This window comes from Kitasatospora sp. NPDC087314 (assembly GCF_044744365.1).
Lineage (GTDB): Bacteria > Actinomycetota > Actinomycetes > Streptomycetales > Streptomycetaceae > Kitasatospora.
In genome coordinates, this window is the sequence record NZ_JBIUYE010000012.1 from 14,811 (window position 1) to 40,283 (window position 25,473).

Genomic DNA, 25,473 nt, shown 5'->3' on the forward strand with positions numbered 1-25,473 from the left:
TCGGGGAATCAGGTCAGCAGCCCAGCGCGCCGATGGAGGCCCGCAGCGCGCCCGGCACGTCCGCGACGAGCTGGTGCACGCCGTCCCGGACGATCTGCCGGCCGCCGACCACCACGTGCCGCACGTCCGCCGCCGAGGCCGCGAAGACGGCGATCTCGGCGCCGAGGCGGGGCGGCGGGCCCGCGGTGCGCACCGAGTCCAGGGCGATCACGGTGAAGTCGGCGAGCGCGCCGGCCTCGATCCGCCCGGCCTCGGACCAGCCGAGCGAGGCGTGCCCGTCCTCGGTACCGGCCCGCAGCAGCCCGTTCGCCGTCCAGTGCCCGCGGGTGCGGGTGCGCAGCCGCTCGTCCAGCTCCAGGGCGCGGGCCTCCTCGAACGGGTCGATGACGGCGTGGCTGTCGCTGCCCAGGGTGACCGGGCAGCCCGCCGTGGCGAGCCGGCGGGCCGGGCCGATGCCGTCCGCGAGGTCCCGCTCGGTGGTGGGGCACATGCAGATGGTGGTGGAGGTGTCGGTGAGGAGCCTGATGTCCTCGTCGGTGAGGTGGGTGGCGTGCACGGCCGAGGTGCGCGGGCCGAGCGCGCCGTGATCGGCGAGCAGCCGGGTCGGGGTGACGCCGTGCGCGGCGAGGCAGGCGTCGTTCTCGGCGGTCTGCTCGGACAGGTGGACGTGCAGCGGCGCCTCGCGCAGCGCCGCCCACTGCGCGACGGTGCCCAGCTGTTCGGCCGGGACGGCCCGCACCGAGTGGATGGCGGCGCCGATCCGGGCGTGCTCGCGGGGCTTGAGCGCGTCCGCCCGCTCGGCCCAGGCGTCGGCGTCGCCGTCGCTGAACCGCAGCTGTGGCTTCGTCGGCTCGGCGCCGAAACCGGCGGAGAGGTAGCAGGTGTCGAGCAGGGTGATCCGGATGCCGGCCCGGGCGGCGGCCTCGATCAGCGCCTCGCCCATCGCGTTGGGGTCGTCGTAGCGGGCGCCGCCGGGGGCGTGGTGCAGGTAGTGGAACTCGCCGACGGCGGTGATCCCGGCCAGCGCCATCTCGGCGTAGACGGCGGTGGCGAGCGCCAGGTAGCCGTCCGGGTCGAGCTCCCCGGCGAACCGGTACATGGTGTCGCGCCAGGTCCAGAAGGTGCCGGAGCCGACCTGGACGTGGCCGCGCAGCGCCCGGTGGAAGGCGTGCGAGTGGGCGTTCGCCTGACCGGGCAGCAGCAGCCCGTCGAGGCGGACGGCGCCGGGCGGGCAGGGCCCGCTGTCCGGGGCCACCGCGGTGATCCGACCGCCGGGGCCGGCGGTGATCAGCACGTTCCGCTCGACCGCCGGCCCGTTGGGGTGCGGCAGCCAGGCGTACTGCGCCCAGTACGTCACCGGGTCGGTCACTGACACGCCAGGTCCTCCAGTACGTCGGCGAGGGCGGTGACCCCGGCCAGGCAGTCGGCCTCCTCGGCGTGCTCGGCCGGGGAGTGCGAGACCCCGCTGGGGTTGCGCACGAACAGCATGGCGGTCGGGACGGCGGACGCCAGGATTCCGGCGTCGTGTCCGGCGCCGGTGGGCAGCACCGGGGCGTCCAGCAGCTTGGCGAGCCGGTCGCGCAGCGGGCCGTCGAAGTCCACCACCGGGGTGTAGGACTCGCGGGTCAGCTCGACCCGGACGCCGTCGCGCTCGCCGCGCTCGGCGGCGGCCTGCTCGATCTCGGCGACCAGTGCGCCCAGGGTGCGCTCGTCGGCGGCCCGGGAGTCCAGCCAGCCGCGCACCAGCGAGGCGATCGCGTTGGTGCCGTTGGGCTCGACCGCGACCTTGCCGAAGGTGGCCAGCGCGCCCGCCTGCCGCGCCTTCTTCCGGGCGGCGAGCACGGTGTTGGCGTAGGTCAGCATCGGGTCGCGGCGGTCCTCGATCCGGGTGGTGCCGGCGTGGTTGGCCTCGCCGTGGAAGTCGAAGCGCCAGCGGCCGTGCGGCCAGATCGCGCCGGCCACGCCGACCGGCCGGTCCTCGGCGAGGTGGCGGCCCTGCTCGACGTGGAGTTCGACGAAGGCGCCGATCCGGGCCAGCCGGTCGTCGTCGGCGCCGATCGCGGTCGGGTCGTACCCCGCCCGCTCCATCGCGTCGGGCAGCCGGAGGCCGTCGGCGTCGCGCAGCTCGTAGGCCTGCTCGCGGGAGAGCACGCCGGCGGAGAGGCGGGAGCCGATGCAGGCCACACCGAACCGGGCGCCCTCCTCGTCGCCGAAGTTGACGATCGCCAGCGGGCGGGTGAACTCCGTTCCCCTCCCGCGAAGTTCGTCCAGCGCCGCGAAGGAGGAGACCACGCCGAGCGGGCCGTCGAAGGCGCCGCCGTCCGGGACGGAGTCCAGGTGCGAGCCGGTGACGACCGCCCCGCCCGCGTTCGGGTCGCCCAGCCAGGCCCACTGGTTGCCGTTGCGGTCCAGCTCGTACGCCAGGCCGCGGCTGCGGGCCTGCTGCTCGAACCAGGCCCGACACTCGGCGTCGGCGGAGTTCCAGGCGAACCGGCGGTAGCCGCCGGAGGAGGCGGAGCGGCCCACCGGGAGCAGCTCCGCCCACATCTCTTCGAAGGAGCTCACAGCTCACCCATCGGGACGCGAACGCCGCGCTCGGCGGCGACCTCGGTGGCCCGGTCGTAGCCGGCGTCCACGTGCCGGATCACGCCCATGCCCGGGTCGTTGGTGAGCACCCGGCGGATCTTCTCGCCGGCCAGCGCGGTGCCGTCGGCGACGGTGACCTGTCCGGCGTGGATCGAGCGGCCGATGCCGACGCCGCCGCCGTGGTGGATGGAGACCCAGGAGGCGCCGGAGGCCACGTTGACCATGGCGTTGAGCAGCGGCCAGTCGGCGATCGCGTCCGAGCCGTCCAGCATCGCCTCGGTCTCCCGGTACGGGGAGGCCACCGAGCCGCAGTCCAGGTGGTCGCGGCCGATCACGATCGGCGCGGACAGCTCGCCGGAGGCGACCATGTCGTTGAAGCGCTCGCCGGCCTTGTCGCGCTCGCCGTAGCCGAGCCAGCAGATCCGCGCGGGCAGGCCCTGGAAGTGCACCTTCTCCTGGGCCAGCCTGATCCAGCGGGCCAGCGACTCGTTCTCCGGGAAGAGGTCGAGGACGGCCTTGTCGGTCTTGTGGATGTCCTGCGGGTCGCCGGACAGCGCCGCCCAGCGGAACGGGCCCTTGCCCTCGCAGAACAGCGGGCGGATGTACGCGGGGACGAAGCCGGGGAAGGCGAACGCGCGGTCGTAACCGGCCAGTTGGGCCTCGCCGCGGATCGAGTTGCCGTAGTCGAAGACCTCGGCGCCGCGGTCCTGGAAGCCGACCATCGCCTCGACGTGCCGGGCCATCGACTCGCGGGCCCGCTGGGTGAACTCGGCGGGCTTGGCCGCCGCGTAGTCCGCCATGTCGTCGAAGTCGACGCCCACCGGCAGGTAGCTGAGCGGGTCGTGGGCGCTGGTCTGGTCGGTGACGACGTCGATCGGCGCGTCCATCGCGAGCAGCTGCGGGACGAGCTCGGCGGCGTTGCCCAGCACGCCGATGGAGAGCGGCTGCCGCTTGTCGCGGGCGGCGGTGGCCAGCTCCAGCGCGTGCGCGAGGTCCTTGGCCTCGACGTCCAGGTAGCGGTGCTCGATCCGGCGGGCGATCCGGGACGGGTCGCAGTCGATACAGATCGCCACGCCGCCGTTCATGGTGACGGCCAGCGGCTGGGCGCCGCCCATCCCGCCGAGGCCGGCGGTGAGGGTGATGGTGCCCTCCAGCGACCCGTTGAAGCGCTTGTTGGCGACGGCCGCGAAGGTCTCGTAGGTACCCTGCAGGATGCCCTGGGTGCCGATGTAGATCCACGAACCGGCGGTCATCTGCCCGTACATGGTGAGCCCGAGGCTTTCCAGCCGGCGGAACTCCTCCCAGTTGGCCCAGTCGCCGACCAGGTTGGAGTTGGCGATCAGCACGCGCGGAGCCCACTCGTGGGTCTGCATGACGCCGACCGGCCGCCCGGACTGGACCAGCATGGTCTCGTCCTGCTTCAGCCCCTGCAGCGTCCGCACCATGGCGTCGAACGAACGCCAGTCCCGCGCCGCCTTGCCGGTGCCGCCGTACACCACCAGCTTCGAGGGGTGCTCGGCCACCTCCGGGTCGAGGTTGTTCATCAGCATCCGCAGGGCCGCCTCCTGCTGCCACCCCTGCGTCGTCAGCCCCGTCCCACGCGCTGCCCTGACCTCACGCGGCCCGCTCACCTGCTGCACCATGCCCCGACCTCCCTGCGGATGAATTCATTCAGACTCGGTCCGGCTGAATATATCCAAACAATCAACTCGCGACCAGACCCTGAACCCATCCGATCAGCCACGCCGCCGACCGCCTCGGCGCGCTGACCCGAGCCGGCGAACACCAGCCACTCGGCCCAGCGACGAGAGCGGAGGGCACGATCACCGCGAGGCCCGGCAGGCTCCGGGATGTGGCGGAGGAGATCGAGCGGAGCACCGGCCTTCGCGTTCAGATCATCGGAGGAATCCTGGTGACGTCCCCGACTCCCCGCGGCAAGCACGCGGGGACCGTCAAGTGCCTGTCCCGCCAGCTCGACGACAAGCTCCCCGCCGATCTCGGCGCGTACGAGGTCTCGTCGATCAACATGCCCGACAACGCGGAGGACGACGCGACACCCGACCTCGTCGTCCTGCCGTCCGGCTGGGAGGACGACGACGACTGGCTGGCGGACCCGCACGATGTCGAGCTGGCTGTGGAGGTCATCTCCACCTCCGAACGAGTCAGCCACATCGCGACCAAGACCAGCCGGTACGCGATCGCAGGCGTGCCGGTACTCCTTGCGGTCGACCCCCGCAAGGGAGCCTGGACGCTCCGCACCCACCCTCGCGATGGCGAGTACCAGGGCGTCCTGCACGGCAAGTACGGCGAGCCGGTCCCGCTGCCCGCGCCGCTGCCGGCCGAGCTGGACACGTCCCGGCTGCCGCTCTACGGCCCCCGCGGCTGAGTCAGGCCGCGGCGTCGCCGTCCCAGTCGATGCCGATCTCGGCGAGCCAGCGGCGGTCGGCGTCGTCGGGGGCGGGCGGGGACGGTGGGCGGGGGATCTCCTGGATCGGGCCGAGGCCGTACTTCTCGACGGCCGCGGCGGCGCGCTCGGCGTCGGGTTCGATGACGCCGACGTGGACGGCGGACTCGTCGCCCGGGTCGAGGACGGTCAGTTCGGGTTCGGGTAGGCGCCGCAGGGTGACGCGGCGTCCGCAGGCGGGGCAGGACCATTCGTCGGCTCCCGAGGCCAACCGGGCGACGAACTTCATCTCGTGGATCACGCGCATGGGCGGCACCCCCTGCTGTAGGGGATGCCCGGGTTTGTGGCGGGTACTCCCGCGTTCCCCGGACCGTGCCTATTCCAGGAAGAGCCCGCGGGCCGCGGCGGAGTGCTCGATGGCCTCCAACCGGGCTTCCGCGCCCGGGAGTTCGTCGCACATGCTCTGCAGCAGCACCCGGCCGAGCATCATCGGCGCGCACGCGGTGTCGAAGACCAGCCCGGTGCCGACGGCGGCCGGCAGCATCAGGTCGGAGAGCTTGGCGACCGGCGCGAAGGCGCTGTCGGCGACGGTCAGCACCGTCAGCCCGCACTCGCGCGCCACCGCGAGCGCGTCCATCAGCTCCCGCGGGTAGCGCGGCAGCGCGAAGCAGAGCAGCGCGGTGGCCCCGGCGGCGGCGGCCTGCTCCAGCCGGTCGGCGAGCATGCTGCCGCCCTCGTCGAGCAGCCGGATGTCCGGGTGCACCTTGGCTGCGAAGTAGGCGAAGCCGCGCGCCTGCGCGGAGGCGGCCCGCAGGCCGAGCACCGGCAGCGGGCGGGAGGCGGCGAGCAGCCGGGCGGCCCGGAGGATCGGCTCGGGGTCGGCGAGGAGTTCGGCGAGGTGGCGCAGGTGCTCGATCTCGGCGAGCACGGCCTGCTGGTGTTCGTTGCGCACCGCGTCGTCCGGGGTCTCCGGTGCGGCCGGCTCGCCCCCGCCGAGCTCGCGCAGCTGCTTGCGCAGTGCCGGGTAGCCGTCGTACCCGAGGGCGACCGCGAAGCGGGTGACGGAGGGCTGGCTCACCCCGGCGAGTTCGGCGACCTCGACGCTGGAGAGGAACGGCGCCTCGGTGGCGTGCCGGACCAGGGAGTGCGCGATCCGCCGCTGGGTCGGGGTGAGCCGGTGGCCTTCGAACAGCTGGAGCAGCCGGGCGGAGGGGCCGACCGTGCCGGCCTCGTCGGTGGCGGTCATCAGCGGTACCTCCGGATGCGAGCGATTCGGACGACGACTGTGCAGGAGCGCGCCGCGCCTGGCAAAGACGTCTCGTACGGCGGAACGCCGGGTGAGACGTCCCGAGGGGCGGATGTGCCCCGGGCTGCCCCGGGACGGCCCGGGAGTCCGGGTACCCCGGGAGCCCGGGGCGTCCCCCGCGAGTCGGGGTAACCCTGAATTCTCCCTGAACCCTCCCGGATTCCCCCGCCACCGGATGGACCGCGCCCCGGCGCCGGCCCCAGGCTGTCCCCATGGACACTCGCCAGGACGAACTGCGCCGCGACCTCGACGCCACCCTGCAGGCCCGCAAGGAACTCGGCAAGGAGTACGAGTCGGAGCTGGTCGACTCCTTCCTGACCCGGCTGGAGTCCCGGATGGACGCCCGTCTGGACGCCCGGGTCAAGCGCCAGGTCTCCGAGCGGATGGACGACTACGAGCCGGAACACCGGCACCGCCCGCACCGCCCGGGGTGGGGTTCAGGCCGCCCCGGCAGCCGGCTGGCGGTGATCTCGCTGGCCTTCGCCATCCCGCTGACCGCGATCGCGAGCAACCCCACGGGCGGCGGCCTCACCGGCCTGCTGGCCTGCTGGGCCGGCATCACCGGGGTCAACTTCGCCGCCGCGTTCGCCGACCGCCGGGGTCGTGCGGACCGCCGGGACCACGAGGACCGACGGCCGCGGGGCGACTGGGACTGAGCCCCGGTCGCCCCGCCACCGGAGCGTCAGGCCAGCGGGCCGGTGACCTTCTCCACCGCCCGCAGCAGGTCCCCGGAGGCGACCAGCGCGGCGGCGGCCTCCAGGTCCGGCGAGAGGAAGCGGTCGCGGCCGGCGCCGCCGACCCCCGCCTCCCGGGCGGCGGCCATCGCTGCGGCGGTGGCCGGAGCCACCCGGCCGCTGGCGTCGGCCTGCTGACGGATCTCCAGCGCACGGGCGGCGGCGGTGAGTTCGACGGCGAGGATCCGGCCGAGATTGTCGACGGCCTGGCGCAGCTTGCGGGCGGCGGACCAGCCCATCGACACGTGGTCCTCCTGCATCGCGGAGGACGGGATCGAGTCGACCGAGGCCGGGACGGCGAGCCGCTTGTTCTCGCTGACCAGCGCCGCCTGGGTGTACTGGGCGATCATCAGGCCGGAGTCCACGCCCGGGTCGTCCGCCAGGAAGGCCGGCAGGCCGTGCGAGCGGGCCTTGTCGAGCAGCCGGTCGGTGCGGCGCTCGGAGATCGAGCCCAGGTCGGCGGCGGCGATCGCGAGGAAGTCCAGCACGTACGCGACCGGGGCGCCGTGGAAGTTGCCGTTGGACTCCACCCGGCCGTCCGGCAGCACCACCGGGTTGTCGACCGAGGCGGCCAGCTCGCGGGAGGCGACCAGCCGGGCGTGGGCGAGGGTGTCCCGGCCGGCGCCGGCCACCTGCGGGGCGCAGCGGATCGAGTAGGCGTCCTGGACCCGCGGCGCGTCGTCCTGGTGGTGGCCGGTGAGGCCGGAGTCCTTGAGGACGGCCAGCATGTTGGCGGCGCTCAGCGCCTGGCCCGGGTGCGGGCGGATCGGGGCGTGCAGCTCGGGGGCGAGCACCTTGTCGGTGCCGAGCAGCGCCTCCAGGGTCATCGCGGCGGTGATGTCGGCGGTGGTGAACAGCCGCTGGAGGTCGGCGATGGCCATCACCAGCATGCCGAGCATGCCGTCGGTGCCGTTGATGAGGGCCAGGCCCTCCTTCTCCAGCAGCTCGACCGGCTCGATGCCGGCGGCGGCGAGCAGTTCGTCGACGGGCTTCTCGACGCCGTCCGGGCCGGTGGCCACGCCTTCGCCCATCAGGACCAGCGCGCAGTGCGACAGCGGCGCGAGGTCGCCGGAGCAGCCGAGCGAGCCGAACTCCCGTACCACCGGGGTGATGCCCGCGTTGAGCAGGGCGGCCATGGTCTGCGCGACCAGCGGGCGCACCCCGGTCCGGCCGGAGGCCAGCGTCTTCATCCGCAGGAACATCAGCGCCCGGACCACCTCGCGCTCGACCACCGGGCCCATCCCGGCCGCGTGCGAGCGCACCAGCGACCGCTGCAGCTGGGCCCGCAGCTCGGGGCTGATGTGCCGGACGGCGAGCGCGCCGAAGCCGGTCGACACGCCGTAGACGGGGCGCGGCTCGGCCGCGAGGGCGTCGATCCGGGCCCGCGCCGTCGCCATCTCGGCCAGCGCGTCCGGGCCGATCTCGACCCGGGCGTTCCCCCGGGCGACGGCCAGCACGTCCTCGGCGCTGACGTCGGCCTTGCCGACCTGGACCAGCGGAGCGTCGGGGGCCACAGCACTGTGCATATCCATATACACCATCACATCAGTTGAATGGAGATATGACAACAGGTGGTCGCCATCCGAAACGACCGCGGATCCGGCCGCGGATCCGCAACGGCCACGGAACCGCGACGACCACGGACCCCAAACGGCCCGGCCAGCAGGATTCTCACCCGGCCCGCCCCGCACCGCACACCGGCGAACCCGGACCCGCCCCCAGGCGTGCGGTGCGGGCGCGGACACCGGCACCGACGCGGGCGGGGGGAGCGCGCGACCGGCTCAGCGCCCTCCCCCGCCACCGCGCTCACCCCCCGAGCTCGGCCTCGACCAGGTCCGCCGCGCGGGCGGTGCCGCCCTCGGCCCGGCCGGCGGCGGCCAGCGCCTTCAGCCGCCCGACCACCGCCGGGTCGCCGACCAGCGCCAGCAGGGCGCCGCGCAGCGCCTCCGGGGTGGCCTCCCCGGTGTCCAGACGGCGGGCGACGCCGAGGGCCACCAGCGCGTCCGCGTTGGCGAACTGGTCGGCGGCCTGCGGCACGACGATCATCGGCACGCCGTGGAACAGGCCCTCGCTGGAGCCGCCCATGCCCGCGTGGGTGACGAAGGCGTCCGCCTGGGCGAGCACCGTCAGCTGCGGCACCCACCGGTGCACCTCGACGGTGTCCGGCACCTCGCCCAGTTCGGCCAGGTCGGTGTGCGCGCCGACCTGCAGCACCGTGTGCCAGCCGGGCAGGTCGCCGAAGGCCTGGACGCAGGCCCGGTAGAACGCGGGCTGATGGGTGAAGGCCGAGCCGAGCGAGACCAGCAGCACCTTCTCGGCACCGGCCGGCCGGCGCCACTCCCCTTGGTGGGCGCGGTCGCCGAAGCACGGCCCGACGAAGGTGACGCGCCGCTCGTCGACCCGGTCCGCGTTGGGCTGCAGGGCGCGCGGGATCAGGGCGACGGCCCGCGCCGGGACGCTCCGGAAGGCGTCCACGTCGCGCTCCGCCGCGCCGGCCTCGGCCAGCCAGTCGGCGAACCGCCGGTAGTGCTCGGCGCCGCCCGGCCCGTTGCGGATCGCGTCGAACACCTCCGCCAGGTCCTGCTCGATGCCCTCCCAGCCGACGTAGGTGGGCGACAGCTGCACCACCGGTACGCCCAGCCGCTCGCCGAGCGCCCGGCCCGCGAAGCCCGCGATGTCGCAGAGCACCAGGTCGGGACGGTCGTCGGCGAAGGCCTCCAGCAGGACGGGCCACATCGCGAGCGCGTCGTCCAGGAACAGCTCCTGGAGCGCCACCGGGTCCTCCAGCAGCCATCCGTTCGGGTCGTCGGCGAGCGGCAGCCTCGTCGGGTACGGGATGAAGCCGGCGCCGGTCGACTCGACGACCTCGGCGAAGGAGGCGTCGTTGACGTAGCTGACCCGGTGGCCCCGGGCGACCAGCTCGGCGATCACGGCGAGGCTGGGGTTGACGTGCCCATGGGCCGGAACGGAAACCATCAGGATGTGTGCGGGGCGGTTCATGGGCACCTCCGGGGATAGCGGCTGAGACGAGACGTACCGTCTCGCGACGTCTTGCGAGAAGACGATACGTCCCGTCTCGTCTCGGTGCATAGAATTTTCCCCATGACGTCCAGAACCGCCCCCGACCCCGCCCGCCGCAGCGAACGCTCGCGCGCCGCCGTCCTCACCGCCGCCACCGAACTCGTCGCCGAGGTCGGCTACGGCAAGCTCACCATCGAGGCGATCGCCGCCCGCGCCGGGGTCGGCAAGCAGACCATCTACCGGTGGTGGCCGTCGAAGGGCGCGGTCGTCTTCGACGCCTTCCTGGTCGCCGGCCGGCACGAGGGCGGCCTCGCCCTCCCCGACACCGGAAACCTCGCCACCGACCTGCGGACCGTCCTGCGCGCCAGCTCCGACGAGCTCACCGACCCGTCCGCCGACCGCACCTACCGCGCCCTCAGCGCCGAGATCCTCAACGACCCCGCGCTGCACGCCGAGTACCGCACCCGCCTGCTGGACCCGCTGCTGGAGATCACCCGCGACCGTCTCCGCAGCGCCCGCGAGGCCGGCCAGATCGCCCCCGACACCGACCTCGACCTGGCCGTCGAACTCGTCTACGGCCCGCTCCACTACCGCTGGCAGTACCGGCTCGGCCCGCTCAGCCACGCCCACGCGGACCGCCTGGTCGACGCCGCCCTGCGCGCCCTCAACCCGCCCACGGCCGACGGCGGTTCCCGCGCCTGACCCAGAGGACGACCAGGACCGTGGCCAGCAGGACGATCAGCAGGGCCACGGCGAACCACCCGAGGACGCCGCCGGGCCCCACCCCCAGCGGGGCCGCAACCCCCTTCCCACCGAGGCGACTCCGCCCCTCACACCACCGGAGGCGAGGCCGCACCCGCCAGGGCGACGGCGAGCAGGGCGCGCATGGCGCAGGCGGCCTGGCCGAGGGGCAGGGTGGCGTCGTCGGCGAAGAGCTCGATGAGCCAGCCGCCGGCCGGGTTCTGGCCACCGGCGGCGACCATGCCGCGGTAGCCCGAGACGACGAGCATGGCCTCCTCGGCCGGGTCGTTGCCGGCGGCGCCGGCGCGCAGGGCGAAGGCGCCGCCGCGGACGGCGCGGCGGGTCATCGGGTAGTGGCGCAGGTCGAAGACGGCGTCCGGGGCCTCGATCTGGGCGCGCTGGGTCTCGGCGCGGGTGCTGCTGGGGCCCCTGGTCATCCGGTAGACGGCGTGCTGGGCGGTGTGCATGAAGTGCGAGCCGGGCGGCACGTAGGAGACCCACCAGCCGACGGCGTCGAGCAGCCGGGCCGAGGTCTCGGCGACGACGACGAGTTTGCCCAGGGTGTCCGCGGGGTGGACGGCCCGGGCCGCGGCGGCCTGGTCGAGGGCGGCGAGGACGGTGGTGAGCAGCTGGCCCGGGTCGGCGCTGTGCGCGGCGCCGCGGAAGCGCCGCCGGTCGCCCGCCCCGGACCGGCCGGGGCGCGGGCGCCCGTCGGCCCGGTGGCGCGGGTCGGCGGCGTCGGCGAGCAGCACGGTGGGGTCGGGTGCGAAGCCGGGGCCGTGGCTGCGTCCGGCGACCACGGGGTGGGCGGCGCGGGCGGCCTTGGCCCGGTACTGGGCGGCGTCGGCGAGCCGGAAGAGCCGGTCGGGGGTGGTGACGGGCCCGATGGAGTCGCCGGTGGAGGCGACACCGCAGGCGACGCCCTCCCCCTCCGAGAGGGCCAGGGCGCGGGCGCAGAGTTCCTCGGCGACGGCGACGACCTCGTCGGCCTTCTGCCCTTCCGTCAGCAGGCAGAACTCGTCGCCGCCGAGCCGGGCGGCCAGGCTGCCGGGCAGTTTGGCCGCGGCGAGCGAGAGCTGGTGGGCGAACCGCTCCAGCAGCCGGTCGCCCATTTCGTGGCCGAGTTGGTCGTTGACCCGCTTGAGCCCGTTGACGTCGCAGACGACGAGCGAGACCACGGTGTTGTCCCGGTTGTGCGCCGCCAGGGCGCTCTCCAGCCGGGCGTCGACGGCACGCCGGTTGGCGAGGCCGGTGAGCGGGTCGGAGAAGGCGAGTTTGCGCAGGTCGGCGAGGCGTTCGGTCTGGGCGAGGCCGGCCGAGATCTGGGCGGCGAGCAGGGTGGCGTAGTCGGCGTCGGCGTCGGTGAACTCGGGCAGTCCGACGCTGCGGGCGAGGTACAGCTCGCCCCAGGCCTGCCCGTGCAGAACGATCGGGGCGACCACGCAGCAGGCCCGCCCGCGCCGGCGCAGCGCCGCGGCGCGTTCCTGGCAGTACGCGCCGGCGGTCGGGTGGCTGTGCCCGGCGTGCGGTTCGGTGCTCTCGGCGGTCTGCACCCAGGCGCGCGGCAGCCGCCCGGTGGTCCAGCGCTCTTCGAGGTAGGTGACGATCTCGGGGAAGTCGGCGACGGGGTACGACTCGTCCTCGGGCAGTTCCTCCTCGCCGGGCGCGAGCTCGCCGTGGTTGACGAGGACCCGCAGTCGGCCGGATTCGCGGTCCCAGACCGAGACGGCCGCCATGGTGGCCCCGAGCGCCTCGGTGGCGCGGGCGGCGGCGGCCCGGACGGCCTCCAGCGGGGTGAGCGCGCCGGCCATGTCCTGGGCCAGCTCGACCGCGGACTGCAGCCGCAGGTCGGGCAGCGGGTCGGGGCGCCGCGGGCCGCCGCAGTCGCAGCCGCGGTCCGTAATGATCGCCTCACTGCTCACCGGCTCGCCTCGCTCCCTGTGCTCGGTCCTGCCGGACCCCCGGTAGCAGCCGCACCCGCCCGGCCGCTTGCACCCAGACTATGGCGATTTCGCTCGGTTATGCCCCGTTTGCCGGGACGGACCCGCAACGGGCCGTACGGGTTTCAACCGTTCGCCACCCCGAGCAGCGGGATCGCCCCCGGAACCAGCCCGGGAACCACGCCTCGGGAGCAGCCCGGAAGGGCCCCGGGAAGACCCCGCAGGGCTCCGGAAGGCCCCTACTCCGGCTTCGGCCGCCGCGACAACAGCCACGGCTCGACCAGCCCGAGCCCGCGCACCGGCCGGCGCCACATCGGCTGCAGGTGGAACCGGTGCCCGGCGTCCAGGCCCGGCACCGGCAGGCCGGAGGCGGGCATCCCGGCGGCGGCCGACAGCGCCTCGGCGAGGCCGGGGCCGTCCGCGTCGGCCGGGGCGACACTGCCGTGCTGCTCCAGCGCGGCGGCGAACTCACCGTCGATCAGCACCGCGTCCTTGGGCGCGATCGAGGTGAGCCGGCTGGCCAGGTTGACGGTGGTGCCGAAGACGTCGCCCATCCGCGAGGTGACGGTGCCGAAGGCCATGCCGACCCGCAGCGCGGGGATGCTGTCGTCCTCGGCGAGGGCCTCGATCAGGCTGAGCGCGATCTCGGCGGCGGTGACCGGGTCCTCGGAGACGTAGAGGATCTCGTCGCCGAGGGTCTTGATGACCCGGCCGCCCTGGCCGGCGATCAGGTCCGAGCAGGTGTTCTCGAAGGTCTCGACGAGCTCGCCGAGTTCCTCCTCCTCCAGCCGTCGCGACAGCCGGGTGAAGCCGACCAGGTCGGCGAAGCCCACCGCGAGCCGGCCGCTGGTGATCTCGTGGTCCTCGGCGGCCTGGACGACCCGGCCGGTGACGGCGGCGAGCTGGCGGCGCCAGACGTACACCAGGAACTGCTCCAGCTCCGGCAGCAGCAGCTCGACCAGCGGGTACGCGACGTCGGCGCGGGTCAGCCCGGGTTCGACGGCCTGGGTGAGGTTCTCCAGGAAGGTGTCCATCTGCCATCCGGCCAGCCGCGCGGTGGTCTGCCCGGTGGAGCGCGCCACCTGGATCGCCATCGACTCGCTGAGCAGGCCGGACTCGACCAGGCCGGCGAGCCGGCGCAGGGCGATCACGTCGCCGTCGGTGAGGGCCCGGGACTGGCCGATGTCGGGGAAGCCCATCGCCCGCCAGAAGCGGGTGGCCAGCTCCATCGGGACGTCGGCGGCGCGCGCGGCCTGGTACGGGGTGTAGCGGCGTGGCGCGTCCAGGATCAGGCGTTCCAGTTCGAGCGCGACCGTGGGGTCGTGGGAGCCCGCCGTCGCGCCGCTGCTGCCGTCCTCTGCCACCGGTCCGTCCCCGTGCGGTCGCCGCACTTGCCTCGTGTCCTGCCTGTCCGGGCGCGCCCGCCACCCGGCGGGCAGTGGCGCGCCTCACACCGCTGCCAGGTGGAATGTTCGCACGGAATCGCGTGATCCGGGGCATCAGCCCGGGTCAAGGAGAGGTGAAGAGTGCCGTTCAGCGGGGTTCGGGGCGCACGTGGACGACGTCCCCCGCGCCGACCGCCCGGCGTGCGCCGTCGGGGGTGCTGACCACCAGGCGCCCGTCGCCGTCGATCGCCACCGCCTCGCCGACCAGCTCGTGACCGCCCGGCAGATGTACCTTCACCCGGCGGCCCAGCGTGGTGCAGCGGTCCGCGTAGGCGCGGAGCAGCTCGCTGGCGTGCGGATCGCCGGCGGCGGCCGTCCAGGTCCGGTACAGCTCGGCGAACTCGCGCAGCAGGGCGCGCAGCAGGGTGGACCGGTCGGTGACCGCGGCGCCGGCCAGCGCGAGCGAGGCCGCGGTGGGGACGGGCAGCTCCTCCTCGCGCAGCGAGACGTTGAGGCCCATTCCGGCCACCACGGCACCACCGCTCAGCTCGGTGAGGATGCCGCCGAGCTTGCGCTCCGCGCCGTCGATCTCCACCTGGAGGTCGTTGGGCCACTTCAGCCCGACCTCGACCCCGGCGACCCGGCCCAGCGTGCTGGCGGCGGCCACCCCGACCAGGATCGGCAGCCAACCGTACCGTTCGACCGGCACCTCCTCGGGGCGCAGCAGGACGGACAGGAACAGCCCGGAGCGGGCCGGGGCGCTCCACTGCCGTTCCAGCCGCCCGCGCCCGGCGTTCTGCACCTCGGCGACCAGCACCGCCCCCTGCGGGGCGCCGGCCCGGGCGCGGGCGGCGAGGTCGCTGTTGGTGGATCCGGTGTCGGCGACGACGTCCACGGAGGTCCAGAGCCCGCCCGGGACCACCAGGTCGCGGCGCAGCGCCGCCTCGTCCAGCGGCGGCCGGTCCAGGTCGGTCCACGGCGACGGCCCGGCGTGGCCGAAACCGCGCAGTCCACTGCGGCGGGGGGTGTCGGGTGAGGTCATGGTTGAGAACACTAGGGCGTGTCCGACAATTCGCGTCGGATCAGCGTGCGGCGTCCGGGTGCGTGCATCGCAAGGCGGAGGGTGGGGGCACCTCCCGGCCGAAGGCCGGGGGAGGGTCCGTGCGGTGATCCGGGGGCGTAGGCCGCCCCATCGTCTCGCAGAACGCGCGTTGACACACTGTGTCGATGGCCATAACGCCGGGACATGACGTCCGGCCCCGCGCGCTGGCTACGCTACCCAACGGTAGTTCGCAGCGCCGCCCTGCCCTCATGCGCGGGCCACCACTCCGGCCCGCGCGTACTCGAACAGGTCGCGGCCCAGGATCAGGGAGAGCCACCGGATGACCGAGGCGCCGTACGACCCCCACACCACCGCCGGCAAGCTCGCCGACCTGCGGCGCAGGCTCGACGCGGCGGTGCACTCCGGCTCCGCCGCCGCCGTGGAGAAGCAGCACGCCAAGGGCAAGCTGACGGCCCGCGAGCGGGTCGCCGAGCTGCTGGACGAGGACTCCTTCGTCGAGTTCGACGAGTTCGCCCGGCACCGCTCGACCAACTTCGGGCAGGAGAAGAACCGCCCGTACGGCGACGGCGTGGTGACCGGCTACGGCACCGTGGACGGCCGTCAGGTCGCCGTCTTCGCCCAGGACTTCACCGTGTTCGGCGGCTCCCTCGGCGAGGTGTTCGGCGAGAAGATCGTCAAGGTGATGGACTTCGCGCTGAAGACCGGCTGCCCGGTCATCGGCATCAACGACTCCGGCGGCGCCCGGATCCAGGAGGGCGTGGTCTCGCTCGGCCTGTACGGCGAGATCTTCCGCCGCAACGTGCACGCCTCCGGGGTGATCCCGCAGATCTCGCTGATCATGGGCCCGTGCGCGGGCGGCGCGGTGTACTCCCCCGCGATCACCGACTTCGTGGTGATGGCCGACCAGACCTCGCACATGTTCATCACCGGCCCGGACGTGATCAAGACCGTGACCGGCGAGGACGTCGGCATGGAGGAGCTGGGCGGCGCGCGCACCCACAACAGCAAGTCCGGCAACGCGCACTACCTGGCCGCCGACGAGAAGGAGGCGATCGAGTACGTCAAGAGCCTGCTGTCGTACCTGCCCTCCAACAACCTCTCGGACCCGCCGTCCTACCCGGAGCAGGCGGACCTCACGATCACCGACGAGGACCTCGAACTCGACACCATCGTGCCGGACTCGGCGAACCAGCCGTACGACATGCACAAGGTGATCGAGCACGTCGTCGACGACGGCGAGTTCCTGGAGACCCAGCCGCTGTACGCGGGCAACATCATCACCGGCTTCGGCCGGATCGAGGGCCGCCCGGTCGGCGTGGTCGGCAACCAGCCGATGGACCTGGCCGGCTGCCTGGACATCGCCGCCAGCGAGAAGGCCGCCCGCTTCGTGCGGACCTGCGACAGCTTCAACATCCCGGTGCTGACCTTCGTCGACGTGCCCGGCTTCCTGCCCGGCACCGGCCAGGAGTGGGACGGCATCATCCGGCGCGGCGCCAAGCTGATCTACGCCTACGCCGAGGCGACCGTCCCGCTGATCACCGTGATCACCCGCAAGGCCTTCGGCGGCGCGTACGACGTCATGGGCTCCAAGCACCTGGGCGCCGACCTCAACCTGGCCTGGCCGACCGCGCAGATCGCGGTGATGGGCGCGCAGGGCGCGGTCAACATCCTGCACCGGCGGGAGATCGCCGCGGCCGACGCGGCCGGGCACGCCGAGGAGAAGCGGGCCGAGCTGCTCGCCTCGTACGAGGAGACCCTGCTGAACCCGTACCTGGCGGCCGAGCGCGGCTACGTGGACGCGGTGATCCCGCCGAGCGAGACCCGCCGGCAGGTCGTCCGGGGTCTGCGGGCGCTGCACGGCAAGCGCGAGGTGCTGCCGCCGAAGAAGCACGGCAACATCCCCCTGTAGTCCCTCGTCGGGAGAGAATTGAGCCATGGCCGCGATCCACGTGCTGCACGGGCAGCCGACCCCCGAGGAGCTCGCCACCGTCCTGGCGGTGGTCCAGGCCCGGGCCGCCGCCGCGCAGGCCGCCGCCGAGGCGGCGCGTCTGGCCGGTGTCGGCCCGGCCTCCCCCTGGAACGACCGCTCCCGCCTGCTCCGCCCGGAGGTCCACCCGGGCGTCAACGCCTGGCGGACGTCCGGCTGGGCGCGCTGAACCACCGGTGCGGAGCGGGACGTCGGCCCGGTCGACGTCCCGTTCCGCACCCGTTCCGCGTCGCCTGCCACACCCGCTCCGCACCCGTTCCGGCCCGTCCGCCCGGATTGCCCGAAAGCTGAGTACGGATACTCAGGCGCCCGGGGCCGGGCGCGGCGCACCCTGGACGGGTGCTGTGGTCAGACCCCCGTGACGAGCCCTCCCTGGAGGCCCGCCGGATGCAGGAGCGGCTGCGCCGGGCGGCCCGGGTGCTCGCCGTCCTCGCACTGGTGGCCGCCATCCTGCTCCCGCTGTGACCGCCGTTCACCCGAATGGCGGACACCGGCACCCCCTACCCTGGTGGGCATGACCGACCAGCGCACCCTCGTCCTCGCCTCCGCCTCCCCCGCCCGCCTCGGGCTGCTGCGCCAGGCGGGCCTCGACCCGCGCGTGGTGGTCAGCGGCGTGGACGAGGACGCGCTCAGCGCCGCCACGCCGGCCGAACTCGCCCTGGTGCTGGCCGAGGCCAAGGCGAAGGCCGTCGCCGCCGAACTCACCGGCGGCGAGCTGGTGATCGGCTGCGACTCCGTCCTGGAGCTGGACGGCCAGGCCCTCGGCAAGCCCGCCGACGCCACCGAGGCGCTCGCCCGCTGGCGGTCGATGCGCGGCCGCGCCGGAATCCTGCGCACCGGCCACTGCGTCATCGACACCGCGACCGGCCGGCAGTCCTCGGCGACCGCCTCCACCACGGTCCGCTTCGGCACCCCGGACGACGCCGAGATCGCCGCCTACGTGGCCTCCGGCGAACCCCTGCACGTCGCCGGGGCGTTCACCCTGGACGGGCGCTCGGCACCGTTCGTCGAGGGCATCGACGGCGACCCGGGCAACGTCATCGGCCTCTCGCTGCCGCTGCTGCGCACCCTGCTCGCCGACCTGGACGTCCGGATCACCGACCTCTGGGTCAAGTAACCGACGGCATCCGGCTGTTCTGCCACTCACGGCCCTGCCGCGTTACCAGCCCTGGGGCGTGTCCGACAATCCGCACGCCCGGCGGGAATTGTCAGACACGCCCTAGACTGACCGGCGTTCGAACGGGGGAGGGAACGCGGGGATGACCGACAGCGTGCTCAACGTGCTGCTGGGGCTGGTGGCCAGCGCCATCAGCGCCGCGCTCGGCTGGCTGGCGCAGGCCCTGCGGCGGCGCCGCAAGGTCGAGCGGGTGCGGGAGTTCTTCGGGTTGCCGGCCGGCAGCGAGTGCCTGATCGTGGTACCCCGCAGCATCGGGACGGGCTCGCACGCCACCACCGTGACCCGCCGGGACGCCTACGCGCTGATGTGGCTGGCCGGGCTGGTCGAGGAGTGCGGGGCGCGGCCGGAACTGGTCGCGCACGACGCGGCGCACCGGGGCCTGGGCGTCAAGACCGAGCTCTGCCTGGGCGGCCCGGTCAGCAACGAGCGGATGGCCGCCCACCTGGCCTGGGGCCTGCCGGGCGTGCTGGTCACCTCCGGGCCGGGCCCGGGCAGCAACGTGATCGTGGTGGGCGAGCACGACTTCACCGCCGACCAGGACCGGGCACACACCCTGCTGGCCCGGATCGCCACCCCGGACGGCGGACGCCCGGTGTTCCTGGTCTCCGGCCAGACCGGCACCGCCAACCAGGCGGGCGTCCGGTACCTGGTCGCCCACCACCGCGAGCTCGCCCGCCGGTACGGCCGCGACGGCACCTTCGCGCTCGTCCTGCGGGTGGTCAATCCGGAGGCGTACGGGCCCGACATGGTGGAGGTGGCCGCCGACGTCACGGCCGAGGCGTCGCAGCGACCCGCCGCCCGTTCCACCGCCGTTTGAGCCGACCGCGGGAGAGTGTGTCCGATGCCACCGGGGCCCCGAACCACCGTCCGGTGACCCGCTGTGGATCCGGCCGGCTCGACCCCACCGACCGCGACCTGCGACGTCATCGGAAGGACGGACGACAGGCCCCCGGAATTCATCACCGTCCGTGTGGGATAGTTCACAACCTGGGGCTACTCGCCGGTACCGCCCAGGAATCCATAAACTCGACCAGGTTCAAGAAGGGAGCCACAGTGCGCAAGGTGCTCATCGCCAATCGCGGGGAAATCGCCGTCCGCGTCGCCCGGGCCTGCTCGGACGCCGGTATCGCCAGCGTCGCCGTCTACGCCGAGCCGGACCGGGATGCGCTGCACGTCCGCGCGGCCGACGAGGCTTACGCGCTGGGTGGCGACACCCCCGGCACCAGTTACCTGGACATCGCGAAGGTCCTGAAGGCCGCCGCGGACTCCGGTGCCGATGCCGTCCACCCCGGCTACGGGTTCCTGTCGGAGAACGCCGACTTCGCCCAGGCCGTCCTCGACGCGGGTCTGACCTGGATCGGCCCGCCCCCGCAGGCCATCCGCGACCTCGGTGACAAGGTGACCGCCCGGCACGTGGCGCAGCGCGCCGGCGCGCCGCTGGTGGCCGGTACCCCGGACCCGGTCACGGGTGCCCACGAGGTGGTCGTGTTCGCCCGGGAGCACGGCCTTCCGGTCGCCATCAAGGCGGCGTTCGGCGGCGGCGGCCGCGGCCTCAAGGTCGCCCGCACGCTGGAGGAGATCCCGGAGCTGTACGAGTCGGCGGTCCGCGAGGCGGTCGCCGCCTTCGGTCGCGGCGAGTGCTTCGTCGAGCGCTACCTGGACAATCCGCGGCACGTGGAGACCCAGTGCCTGGCCGACAAGCACGGCAACGTGGTGGTCGTCTCCACCCGTGACTGCTCGCTGCAGCGCCGGCACCAGAAGCTGGTCGAGGAGGCGCCCGCGCCGTTCCTGACCCCCGAGCAGAACGCCGAGCTGTACCGGGCGTCCAAGGCCATCCTGAAGGAGGCCGGCTACGAGGGCGCCGGGACCTGCGAGTTCCTGGTGGCGCTGGACGGCACGATCTCCTTCCTGGAGGTCAACACCCGTCTGCAGGTCGAGCACCCGGTCACCGAGGAGGTCACCGGGATCGACCTGGTCCGCGAGATGTTCCGGATCGCCGACGGCGAGGAGCTGGGCTACGACGACCCGGAGGTGCGCGGCCACTCCTTCGAGTTCCGCATCAACGGCGAGGACCCGGGCCGGGGCTTCCTGCCCGCGCCCGGCACCGTGACGCTGTTCGCGCCGCCGTCCGGCCCGGGCGTCCGGCTGGACTCCGGCGTGGAGAGCGGCTCGGTCATCGGCCCGGCCTGGGACTCCCTGCTGGCCAAGCTGGTCGTCTCCGGCCGTGACCGCAAGCAGGCCCTGGAGCGGGCCCGCCGCGCGCTGAACGAGTTCAAGGTGGAGGGCATGGCCACCGCCATCCCGTTCCACCAGGCGGTCGTCACCGACCCGGCGTTCGCGCCCGAGGTGCACGGCGGCGAGGGGCCGTTCACGGTCTACACCCGGTGGATCGAGACCGAGTTCGACAACACCATCCCGCCGTTCGCCGGCGCGGCCGGTGACGGCGAGGAGGCCGAGGGCCGCGAGACCGTCGTGGTCGAGGTCGGCGGCAAGCGGATCGAGGTCTCGCTGCCGTCCTCGCTGGGCGTCTCGGCGGCTCCGGCGGCCGGTGCGGCGGGTGCCACGAAGGCCAAGCGCCGGGTGGGTGCCAAGAAGGCCGGTTCGGCCGTCAGCGGCGACACCCTGGCCTCGCCGATGCAGGGCACCATCGTCAAGGTCGCCGTCGAGGAGGGCCAGGTCGTCGCCGAGGGCGAGCTGATCGTGGTCCTGGAGGCGATGAAGATGGAGCAGCCGCTGAACGCGCACAAGGCGGGCACCGTGGTCGGCCTCAAGGCCGAGGTGGGCGCGAGCGTCAGCAGCGGCGCCGCGCTGTGCGAGATCAAGGACTGACACCGCCCCTGCGGCAGCAGCCGGTCCGTACGCCCCTCGGGGTGTGCGGACCGGCCGCGTTTCCGGCCCGGGTCAGCGCCCGCGCGGGAGTCCCAGTTCGGCCAGCCGGACGGGCATGCCGGGGCCGGCCGGTCCGCCGTGCGTGCCGGGGCGGCGCTGGCCGGGCAGCGGGGCGGCGCCGGGGGGCGGGGAGACGGCCCGGCGCGGCATCGGGCCGGGCTGGGTCTGGTGGACGGGTCCGCTGCCGGTGCCGTGCACCGGGGCGTCGCCGCTGGGGGCGGCGCCGAGCGGCGCCAGGTCGATCTGGACCCCGCAGTCGGCGAGCGCGTCCAGTTCGCGGGCGGTGGCGTCGTCCGCCGTCGCCTGCTCGTCCGTGACCAGCCGGGTGATGGTCTCGGTGGGGACGGTCTGGAACATGGTGTCCGCGCCGAGCTTGGTGTGGTCGGCGAGGACGATGACCTCGGCGGCCGACTGCACCAGCGCCCGGTCCACGCTCGCGGACAGCATGTTGGTGGTGGACAGGCCCCGCTCGGCGGTCAGCCCGCTGCCGGAGATGAAGGCCTTGGACACCCTCAGCCCGTGCAACGACTGCTCGGCACCGCTGCCGACCAGCGCGTAGTTGGAGCCCCGCAGGGTGCCGCCGGTCATCACCACCTCCACCCGGTTGGCGTGCGCCAGCGCCTGGGCGACCAGCAGCGAGTTGGTGACCACGGTGAGGCCGGGCACCCTGGCCAGCCTGCGGGCCAGCTCCTGGGTGGTCGTGCCGGCGCCGACCACCACCGCGTCGCCCTCCTCCACCAGGCCGGCGGCGAGGTCCGCGATGGCGCTCTTCTCCGCCGCGGAGAGGTGGGTCTTCTGCGGGTAGCCGGGTTCGCGGCTGAAGCCGCCGGGGAGCACCGCGCCGCCGTGCCGGCGGTCGAGGAGCCCTTCTGCCTCCAGCGCCCGTACGTCGCGGCGCACGGTGACTTCGGAGGTCTGGACGACGCGGGCCAACTCCCGGAGCGAGACCGCTCCGTTGGCGCGCACCATTTCGAGGATCAACTGGCGACGTTCTGCTGCAAACACAGAACCGACGGTAACCTGCGTGACCGTCTGCTTTCAGGCGTTTGCAGCTAGTAGCGGGAATTGCTCGCGCAAGAGCGGCGCGTGACCGTACAATACGCGCCGTCAGCATCCCGGGGCTGCGCCCGCCGTCCGGGTGACGATCACTCCTGCGCAAAAGGGCGGCCGCCGATCGGCAGCCGCCCTCAACTGTGCGCCGGACGCTCAGGATTCGCCGTCGGCCCGCTTGCGGATGTGCAGCTGCCGGGCGGCCTCGGCGGTCGAGCCGGAGACGGACGGGTAGACGGTGAAGGCGCTGGCCACCTGTTCGACGGTCAGATTGGCGTCCACCGCGAGCGCGATCGGGTGGATCAGCTCGCTGGCACGCGGGGCGACGACCACGCCGCCGACCACGATGCCGGTGCCCGGGCGGCAGAACAGCTTCACGAAGCCGTCCCGGATGCCCTGCATCTTCGCCCGCGGGTTGCCGCGCAGCGGCAGCTTGACCACGACCGCGTCCATCTTGCCGCACTCCACGTCGGCCGCGGTGTAGCCGACGGTGGCGATCTCCGGGTCGGTGAAGACGTTGGAGGCGACGGTCTTCAGGTTCAGCGGCTGCACCGCGTCGCCGAGCGCGTGGTACATCGCGATCCGGCCCTGCATGGCCGCCACCGAGGCGAGCATGAAGACGCCGGTGCAGTCGCCGGCCGCGTACACGCCCGGGGCGCTGGTGCGGGAGACCCGGTCGACCTGGATCTGGCCCCAGTCGTTGAGCTTGACCCCGGCCTCCTCCAGGCCCATCTCCGCGGTGTTGGGGATCGAGCCGACCGCCATCAGACAGTGCGTGCCGGTGACCACCTGGCCGTTGGACAGGGTCACCTCGACCTCGTCACCGACCCGCTTGGCGCCCTCGGCCCGGGTCCGGCTCATCACGTTCATGCCGCGGCGGCGGAAGACGTCCTCCAACACCTCGGCGGCGTCCGGGTCCTCGCCCGGCAGCACCCGGTCGCGGCTCGACACGAGCGTGACCTTCGAGCCGAGCGCCTGGTAGGCGCCGGCGAACTCGGCACCGGTCACACCGGAGCCGACCACGATCAGCTCGCGCGGCAGCTCCTCCAGGTCGTACACCTGGGTCCAGGTGAGGATCCGCTCGCCGTCCGGCTGGGCGTCCGGCACCACGCGCGGGTGGGCGCCGGTGGCGATCAGCACCGCGTCGGCGCGCAGCGACTGGACGGTGCCGTCCGGCGCGTCCACCAGCACCTCGCGGGAGCCGTCCACCGCCTGCCCGCCGGAGCCGAGCCGGCCCCGGCCGCGCAGCACGGTGACCCCGGCCCGGGTGACCGACTGGGTGATGTCGTGGGACTGCGCGATCGCCAGGCGCTTCACGCGGCGGTTGACCTTGCCCAGGTCCACGCCGATGACCTTGGCCGCGTCCGCGCCCCCGTCCTGGGCGACGGTGATGCCCAGCTCCTCGTACGAGGTGTCGAAGGTGGTCATCACCTCCGCGGTCGCGATCAGGGTCTTCGACGGCACGCAGTCGGTGAGCACCGCCGATCCGCCCAGACCGTCGCGGTCGACGACGGTCACCTCCGCGCCGAGCTGAGCGGCCACCAGCGCCGCCTCGTAGCCGCCGGGTCCGCCACCGATGATCACGATCCGAGTCACGTGCACCATTGTCCCGCACGCCGGGATCGCCGCCACGCCGGGGTCCGCGCTCCTGTGCGATCGCCCAGTCGCCCCGGACCGTCCATCCGCCGGGCTAGTCTTCCCCCCATGCCCCTTTACGCCGCGTATGCCACCAACCTCGATGCCCGGCAGATGACCCGCCGCGCCCCGCACTCCCCCCTGCGCGGTTCCGGGTGGCTGGACGGCTGGCGACTCACCTTCGGCGGCGAACAGCTCGGCTGGGAGGGCTCGTTGGCCACCGTCGTCGAGGACGGGAAGGACCAGGTCTTCGTCACGCTGTACGACGTCGCGCCGATGGACGAGGAGGGCCTGGACCGCTGGGAGGGCGTCCAGCTCGGCATCTACCGCAAGATCAAACTGCGCGCCCAGACCCTGGACGGCGACATCCCGGTCTGGACGTACGTGCTCAACGACTACGAGGGCGGCCTGCCCGCCGCCCGCTACCTCGGCCTGATCGCCGACGCCGCGGAGAGCGCCGGCGCCCCGCACGACTACGTGATGGACCTGCGCCGCCGCCCCTGCTGACCGGAGCCGGGCCCTTTGGACGTACCGACGAGAACCGTCACCCGAAAGGCGCCACCAAGCTGTGTTTTCGGGTCAACCGGGTAACGATCCGACATGCCGCGCCGGATTTTCTACGCGCGTAGCCAAATCCCGTCTATCCTCGGACCCGTGAACGCAACCCCTCAGTCGGTCGTCTCCGCCGACCCCTACGCCGCCGCCCAGGCCGCCGCCGAGCGCCTGCGCGAGCTGACCGGTGCCGAGCGGCACGACGTCGCCCTGGTGATGGGCTCCGGCTGGGTGCCGGCCGCCGACGCCCTGGGCGAGACCGTGGCCGAGTTCCCGGTCACCGACCTCCCGGGCTTCCCCGCCCCCGCCGTCGCCGGCCACGCCGGCACGATCCGCTCGGTGAAGATCGGCGACAAGCGCGCCCTGATCTTCCTCGGCCGCAACCACTACTACGAGGGCCACGGCGTGGCCACCGTCGTCCACGGCGTGCGCACCGCCGCCGCGGCCGGCTGCGGCATCATCGTGCTGACCAACGGCTGCGGCGGTCTGCGCGAGGGCTGGGTCCCCGGCCAGCCGGTCCTGATCAGCGACCACATCAACCTCACCGCGGACTCCCCGATCGTCGGCGCCAACTTCGTCGACCTCACGGACCTGTACTCCAAGCGGCTGCGCGCGCTCTGCCGCGAGGTGGACCCGACCCTCGACGAGGCCGTCTACGTCCAGTTCCGCGGCCCGCACTACGAGACCCCGGCCGAGGTCAACATGGCCCGGGTGATCGGCGGCGAGCTGGTCGGCATGTCCACCACCCTGGAGGCCATCGCCGCCCGTGAGGCCGGCGCCGAGGTGCTCGGCATCTCGCTGGTCACCAACCTGGCCGCCGGCATCACCGGCGAGCCGCTCAACCACGCGGAGGTCCTGGAGGCCGGCAAGGCCTCGGCCGAGCGCATGGGCGAGCTGCTGGCGAAGGTCCTTGACCGGATCTGACGCCCACCAGGCGCACAATCGTGAACGACGGGGCCCACGGGCGGCGTGATCCGCTGATCACACCCGCCCGCGGGCCCCG

Annotated in this window: 22 protein-coding genes and 1 pseudogene; 11 read left to right on the forward strand and 12 right to left on the reverse strand. The window is 73.6% G+C overall.

The window, feature by feature from the left end:
- Positions 1 to 13 precede the first annotated feature (13 nt).
- The 3 genes from ACIO5E_RS25265 to hutU are packed head-to-tail and all read right to left on the reverse strand — an operon-like array spanning position 14 to position 4,217.
- The gene (locus tag ACIO5E_RS25265; RefSeq protein ID WP_400671792.1) at positions 14 to 1,375 is read right to left on the reverse strand and encodes a formimidoylglutamate deiminase; all 1,362 of its coding nucleotides are present in this window, start codon (positions 1,373 to 1,375) and stop codon (positions 14 to 16) included.
- Complete coding sequence (locus tag ACIO5E_RS25270) at positions 1,366 to 2,547, reverse strand: allantoate amidohydrolase (protein ID WP_400672310.1); 1,182 nt, start codon at positions 2,545 to 2,547, stop codon at positions 1,366 to 1,368. Before ACIO5E_RS25270 ends, ACIO5E_RS25265 begins: the two co-directional genes overlap by 10 nt.
- Positions 2,548 to 2,561: 14 nt before the next feature.
- Positions 2,562 to 4,217 (reverse strand): urocanate hydratase, encoded by a 1,656-nt coding sequence (gene hutU, locus ACIO5E_RS25275; RefSeq protein ID WP_400672313.1) that lies wholly within the window; start codon positions 4,215 to 4,217, stop codon positions 2,562 to 2,564.
- A gap of 221 nt (positions 4,218 to 4,438) precedes the next feature.
- Here hutU and ACIO5E_RS25280 point away from each other — a divergent pair, with 221 nt between their 5' ends.
- On the forward strand, positions 4,439 to 4,972 hold the full coding sequence (locus tag ACIO5E_RS25280) for a Uma2 family endonuclease (protein WP_400671793.1): 534 nt from the start codon (positions 4,439 to 4,441) through the stop codon (positions 4,970 to 4,972).
- Position 4,973: 1 nt separating this feature from the next.
- Here the strand turns inward: ACIO5E_RS25280 and ACIO5E_RS25285 are convergent, their stop codons facing one another.
- Both ACIO5E_RS25285 and ACIO5E_RS25290 read right to left on the reverse strand, forming a co-directional pair.
- A complete protein-coding gene (locus ACIO5E_RS25285) occupies positions 4,974 to 5,297 on the reverse strand; it encodes a hypothetical protein (protein ID WP_400671795.1) in 324 nt (107 codons plus the stop codon).
- A gap of 69 nt (positions 5,298 to 5,366) precedes the next feature.
- A complete protein-coding gene (locus tag ACIO5E_RS25290) occupies positions 5,367 to 6,236 on the reverse strand; it encodes a MurR/RpiR family transcriptional regulator (protein WP_280674881.1) in 870 nt (289 codons plus the stop codon).
- Positions 6,237 to 6,508: 272 nt separating this feature from the next.
- Between ACIO5E_RS25290 and ACIO5E_RS25295 the strand changes: the two genes are divergently transcribed.
- Complete coding sequence (locus ACIO5E_RS25295) at positions 6,509 to 6,952, forward strand: hypothetical protein (protein WP_400671797.1); 444 nt, start codon at positions 6,509 to 6,511, stop codon at positions 6,950 to 6,952.
- Positions 6,953 to 6,978: 26 nt separating this feature from the next.
- Here ACIO5E_RS25295 and hutH read toward each other — a convergent pair whose 3' ends face one another.
- On the reverse strand, positions 6,979 to 8,562 hold the full coding sequence (gene hutH, locus ACIO5E_RS25300; RefSeq protein WP_400671800.1) for a histidine ammonia-lyase: 1,584 nt from the start codon (positions 8,560 to 8,562) through the stop codon (positions 6,979 to 6,981).
- Between the two features lie 274 nt (positions 8,563 to 8,836).
- Entirely contained in the window at positions 8,837 to 10,030 is a 1,194-nt protein-coding gene (locus tag ACIO5E_RS25305) for a macrolide family glycosyltransferase (RefSeq protein WP_400671803.1), read from the reverse strand.
- A gap of 102 nt (positions 10,031 to 10,132) precedes the next feature.
- Between ACIO5E_RS25305 and ACIO5E_RS25310 the strand changes: the two genes are divergently transcribed.
- Positions 10,133 to 10,753: a TetR/AcrR family transcriptional regulator gene (locus ACIO5E_RS25310; protein ID WP_400671806.1), complete on the forward strand. Its 621-nt coding sequence runs from the start codon at positions 10,133 to 10,135 to the stop codon at positions 10,751 to 10,753.
- Positions 10,754 to 11,469: 716 nt separating this feature from the next.
- Here the strand turns inward: ACIO5E_RS25310 and ACIO5E_RS25315 are convergent.
- The 3 genes and pseudogenes from ACIO5E_RS25315 to ACIO5E_RS25325 all read right to left on the reverse strand — a co-directional run.
- Positions 11,470 to 12,603 (reverse strand): annotated as a pseudogene (locus ACIO5E_RS25315) (diguanylate cyclase domain-containing protein); the annotation flags it as partial.
- A gap of 368 nt (positions 12,604 to 12,971) precedes the next feature.
- Positions 12,972 to 14,096, reverse strand: coding sequence for an adenylate/guanylate cyclase domain-containing protein (locus ACIO5E_RS25320; protein ID WP_400671808.1), 1,125 nt, complete (start codon positions 14,094 to 14,096; stop codon positions 12,972 to 12,974).
- Between the two features lie 169 nt (positions 14,097 to 14,265).
- Positions 14,266 to 15,159 (reverse strand): biotin--[acetyl-CoA-carboxylase] ligase, encoded by an 894-nt coding sequence (locus ACIO5E_RS25325; protein WP_400671810.1) that lies wholly within the window; start codon positions 15,157 to 15,159, stop codon positions 14,266 to 14,268.
- A gap of 340 nt (positions 15,160 to 15,499) precedes the next feature.
- Between ACIO5E_RS25325 and ACIO5E_RS25330 the strand changes: the two genes are divergently transcribed.
- The 6 genes from ACIO5E_RS25330 to ACIO5E_RS25355 all read left to right on the forward strand — a co-directional run bounded on the left by ACIO5E_RS25330 (position 15,500) and on the right by ACIO5E_RS25355 (position 21,173).
- Positions 15,500 to 17,089: an acyl-CoA carboxylase subunit beta gene (locus tag ACIO5E_RS25330; protein WP_400671812.1), complete on the forward strand. Its 1,590-nt coding sequence runs from the start codon at positions 15,500 to 15,502 to the stop codon at positions 17,087 to 17,089.
- Positions 17,090 to 17,114: 25 nt separating this feature from the next.
- Positions 17,115 to 17,336 (forward strand): acyl-CoA carboxylase epsilon subunit, encoded by a 222-nt coding sequence (locus ACIO5E_RS25335; RefSeq protein ID WP_400671815.1) that lies wholly within the window; start codon positions 17,115 to 17,117, stop codon positions 17,334 to 17,336.
- A 170-nt stretch (positions 17,337 to 17,506) separates the two neighbouring features.
- Complete coding sequence (gene mmpB / locus ACIO5E_RS25340; RefSeq protein WP_280674900.1) at positions 17,507 to 17,632, forward strand: morphogenic membrane protein MmpB; 126 nt, start codon at positions 17,507 to 17,509, stop codon at positions 17,630 to 17,632.
- Between the two features lie 49 nt (positions 17,633 to 17,681).
- Positions 17,682 to 18,284, forward strand: coding sequence for a nucleoside triphosphate pyrophosphatase (locus tag ACIO5E_RS25345; RefSeq protein ID WP_280674902.1), 603 nt, complete (start codon positions 17,682 to 17,684; stop codon positions 18,282 to 18,284).
- Between the two features lie 142 nt (positions 18,285 to 18,426).
- On the forward strand, positions 18,427 to 19,161 hold the full coding sequence (locus tag ACIO5E_RS25350) for a hypothetical protein (RefSeq protein WP_400671818.1): 735 nt from the start codon (positions 18,427 to 18,429) through the stop codon (positions 19,159 to 19,161).
- Positions 19,162 to 19,397: 236 nt separating this feature from the next.
- Positions 19,398 to 21,173, forward strand: coding sequence for an acetyl/propionyl/methylcrotonyl-CoA carboxylase subunit alpha (locus ACIO5E_RS25355; RefSeq protein ID WP_400671821.1), 1,776 nt, complete (start codon positions 19,398 to 19,400; stop codon positions 21,171 to 21,173).
- A gap of 72 nt (positions 21,174 to 21,245) precedes the next feature.
- On the opposite strand, the gene ACIO5E_RS25360 is transcribed toward ACIO5E_RS25355, so the two are convergent.
- Positions 21,246 to 22,202: a DeoR/GlpR family DNA-binding transcription regulator gene (locus tag ACIO5E_RS25360; protein ID WP_400672316.1), complete on the reverse strand. Its 957-nt coding sequence runs from the start codon at positions 22,200 to 22,202 to the stop codon at positions 21,246 to 21,248.
- Between the two features lie 237 nt (positions 22,203 to 22,439).
- Entirely contained in the window at positions 22,440 to 23,888 is a 1,449-nt protein-coding gene (locus ACIO5E_RS25365) for an NAD(P)H-quinone dehydrogenase (protein ID WP_400671823.1), read from the reverse strand.
- Between the two features lie 99 nt (positions 23,889 to 23,987).
- Here ACIO5E_RS25365 and ACIO5E_RS25370 point away from each other — a divergent pair, with 99 nt between their 5' ends.
- Positions 23,988 to 24,425, forward strand: coding sequence for a gamma-glutamylcyclotransferase (locus ACIO5E_RS25370; RefSeq protein WP_280674912.1), 438 nt, complete (start codon positions 23,988 to 23,990; stop codon positions 24,423 to 24,425).
- Between the two features lie 147 nt (positions 24,426 to 24,572).
- A complete protein-coding gene (locus ACIO5E_RS25375; RefSeq protein ID WP_400671826.1) occupies positions 24,573 to 25,394 on the forward strand; it encodes a purine-nucleoside phosphorylase in 822 nt (273 codons plus the stop codon).
- Positions 25,395 to 25,473 lie beyond the last annotated feature (79 nt).

Excerpts from the sequence above, each read along its gene's own strand:
- ACIO5E_RS25270 (WP_400672310.1), bottom strand. The coding sequence starts at position 2,547 with ATGTGGGCGGAGCTGCTCCCGGTGGGCCGCTCCGCCTCCTCCGGCGGC.
- ACIO5E_RS25285 (WP_400671795.1), bottom strand. The coding sequence starts at position 5,297 with ATGCGCGTGATCCACGAGATGAAGTTCGTCGCCCGGTTGGCCTCGGGA.
- ACIO5E_RS25290 (WP_280674881.1), bottom strand. The coding sequence starts at position 6,236 with ATGACCGCCACCGACGAGGCCGGCACGGTCGGCCCCTCCGCCCGGCTG.
- ACIO5E_RS25295 (WP_400671797.1), top strand. The coding sequence starts at position 6,509 with ATGGACACTCGCCAGGACGAACTGCGCCGCGACCTCGACGCCACCCTG.
- hutH (WP_400671800.1), bottom strand. The coding sequence starts at position 8,562 with ATGGATATGCACAGTGCTGTGGCCCCCGACGCTCCGCTGGTCCAGGTC.
- ACIO5E_RS25305 (WP_400671803.1), bottom strand. The coding sequence starts at position 10,030 with ATGAACCGCCCCGCACACATCCTGATGGTTTCCGTTCCGGCCCATGGG.
- ACIO5E_RS25310 (WP_400671806.1), top strand. The coding sequence starts at position 10,133 with ATGACGTCCAGAACCGCCCCCGACCCCGCCCGCCGCAGCGAACGCTCG.
- ACIO5E_RS25325 (WP_400671810.1), bottom strand. The coding sequence starts at position 15,159 with ATGACCTCACCCGACACCCCCCGCCGCAGTGGACTGCGCGGTTTCGGC.
- ACIO5E_RS25330 (WP_400671812.1), top strand. The coding sequence starts at position 15,500 with ATGACCGAGGCGCCGTACGACCCCCACACCACCGCCGGCAAGCTCGCC.
- ACIO5E_RS25335 (WP_400671815.1), top strand. The coding sequence starts at position 17,115 with ATGGCCGCGATCCACGTGCTGCACGGGCAGCCGACCCCCGAGGAGCTC.
- ACIO5E_RS25345 (WP_280674902.1), top strand. The coding sequence starts at position 17,682 with ATGACCGACCAGCGCACCCTCGTCCTCGCCTCCGCCTCCCCCGCCCGC.
- ACIO5E_RS25350 (WP_400671818.1), top strand. The coding sequence starts at position 18,427 with ATGACCGACAGCGTGCTCAACGTGCTGCTGGGGCTGGTGGCCAGCGCC.
- ACIO5E_RS25360 (WP_400672316.1), bottom strand. The coding sequence starts at position 22,202 with ATGGTGCGCGCCAACGGAGCGGTCTCGCTCCGGGAGTTGGCCCGCGTC.
- ACIO5E_RS25365 (WP_400671823.1), bottom strand. The coding sequence starts at position 23,888 with ATGGTGCACGTGACTCGGATCGTGATCATCGGTGGCGGACCCGGCGGC.
- ACIO5E_RS25370 (WP_280674912.1), top strand. The coding sequence starts at position 23,988 with ATGCCCCTTTACGCCGCGTATGCCACCAACCTCGATGCCCGGCAGATG.